The 1746-nt window shown below is 66.7% G+C and carries 1 protein-coding gene; it reads right to left on the reverse strand.

Annotated elements, in window-relative coordinates; translation table 11 throughout:
* Window positions 1–32: 32 nt before the first annotated feature.
* Window positions 33–1553, reverse strand: a complete 1521-nt coding sequence (locus tag ACFXB5_RS14385) for a sulfatase (RefSeq protein ID WP_385206902.1) — start codon at window positions 1551–1553, stop codon at window positions 33–35.
* Window positions 1554–1746: the final 193 nt, after the last annotated feature.

Consider the following 1746-nt stretch of genomic DNA (forward strand, 5'->3'; position numbering starts at 1 on the left):
GCCCTTGAGGGTCCGCCACGCCGGGGGTGCCGCTAGCTCCCGGTCTGGGAAGCGTTCTGGCAGCTCTCCGCGCCCTTGCACCGCTGGAGCGCGGTGAGGGTGCGGTGCAGGGCGGCCCGTTGTTCGGCCGAGAGGGACGCCGCCCGGTTGTTCAGCTGCTCGGGGTCGGAGTCCAGCGCGTAGAACTCCCGCTGCCCATCGGTGTATTCGACGTAGAGGGAGTCGTCGGTGCGCATCGCCGCGTAGCTCGGCGGGTTGCCGCTGATGTCGGGTGCCGCGTCGGGATCGTCCTTCGTGGAACCCGCGTGATGGTGCTCGACCAGGACGGTCCGGCGCCAGTCCTTCTCCGTCCGGCCGTGCATCAGGTCCTTGAGGCTGCGCCCGTCCACGGTCGACGGCGGGTCCACGCCCGCCAGGTCCAGGAAGGTCGGGTTCATGTCGACGTTCTCCGCGAGCTGCGACACCTTCTCACCGGCCGGAACATCGGGCCCGGTGACCATCAGCGGCACGTTGACGTCGGTGTCGTAGGCGGTCTGCTTTCCGGGACGGAGCCGGTGTTCGCCCATGTGGAAGCCGTTGTCCGAGCCGAACACGATATAGGTGTCGTCCGCCAGCCCCTTCTCCTCGAGCGTCTTCTCCAGCTGACCGATCATGTCGTCGACCGCCTGGACCGAGCGCACGCGCTTGGCGAACTTCCGGTCGATCTCCTTCTTCTCCTTCGACTTCAGCGGCGTCAGGATCCTCTGCCACTTCGGCGCGTTACGGGTCGCCTGGTCATAGGCATCGGTCTGCGGAGCCTTGAGCCCGGGGAACGTGTCCTCGTCGCGTGGCGCGGGTGTGGAGGGGCCGTGCGGTGCGAACGTGGCGACCTCCAGCATGAACGGCTTCTTCGCCTCCGCCGAGGAGCCGATGAACGAGGTGGCCTTCTTCGACAGGACGTCCGTCAGATAGTCCTGGGGGGCCTTCCCATAGGGCACGACCTTGCCGTTCTCGTTGAGGTCGTAGTCGTACTCCTTGTAGCCGTCCCCGGCGACGTCCCACTCGTCCCAGCCGGAGGGCACATAGGGCTTGTCGGTGCCGTTCTTGTCGCCCGGCTGGTATCCGTTGAGGTACTTGCCCATGAACCCGGTGCGGTAGCCGGCGCGTTGCAGCGCGGGCCCGAAGGTCTTCTCCTCGTTGCGGTTCTTCATGAAGGCGCGGTAGCCGCCGTCATCACCGCTGTTGGTGAAGACCCCGGTGTTGTGCGGGTACTGCCCGGTGAGGAGGGACGTACGCGACGGGCAGCACAGCGAGTCGGTGGCGAAGAAGTCGGTGAACGTCGTCCCCTTCTTCCGCATCTGCTCTACGTGCGGCATGTACTTCACGAGATTCCACGCCAGGTCGTCGGTGAGGACGTACACGATGTTGGGCTTCGCGCCGGAACGCGAGGCGGCGGCGTCAGAGGTGGCACCTTCGGCCGTGTTCGCCATTCTGTTGTTGCACGAGGCCAACATCGCGATGGCCAGGGCCGCACACAGGGCGGCGAGGACACGTGGACGGCGACTGCCGAACATGGCGCAACCTCCTACGAGTTGTGCGTCTTGGTCGTCGGGAACCGTAGGAGACGGCTTTGTGTGATTCTTGTGAGACACCGGCGCGCCGGGCCCCTGGCGGGCCCGGGGGCCCACCCGGTGGGTTTGCGCACAAACCCGCCGCGGGGGGGGCCGCCGGGGGGGGGGGGGGGGGTTTTAAAGTTTTGTTATAAGG

The sequence above is a fragment of the Streptomyces sp. NPDC059455 genome (genome assembly GCF_042750115.1).
Taxonomy (GTDB): Bacteria; Actinomycetota; Actinomycetes; order Streptomycetales; family Streptomycetaceae; genus Streptomyces; species Streptomyces endocoffeicus.